Below are 292 nucleotides of genomic sequence, written 5' to 3'. Positions count from 1 at the left end.
CACCGGTGGCAACACCATCGACATCAGTTCCATCGACACCGATACGGATGACCAGACTTTGAGCATTTCAGGTTCGGATCTGACCATTTCCGAAGGAAACACAATTGACATTTCAGGTGTGAACACCGATGACCAAGCATTGAGCTTGAGCGGCAACACCTTGACTTTGGAAGATGGCGGCAATGTTGACTTGAGCGGGTACTTGGACAATACCGATGACCAAGCACTGAGCTTGAGCGGTAACACTTTGACTTTGGAAGACGGCGGTAGCGTAGACCTTTCTGCCTTCAAC

At 50.0% G+C, this 292-nt stretch carries 1 pseudogene; it reads left to right on the top strand.

Annotated features, from left to right (window positions below):
- Nucleotides 1-292: pseudogene (locus LKX84_RS17895) on the top strand (hypothetical protein); the annotation flags it as partial.

This window comes from Allomuricauda sp. M10 (genome assembly GCF_020782875.1).
GTDB lineage: Bacteria > Bacteroidota > Bacteroidia > Flavobacteriales > Flavobacteriaceae > Flagellimonas.
The sequence above is the reverse complement of the archived record's forward strand: the minus strand, read 5'-3'. Positions and strand labels throughout refer to the sequence as shown.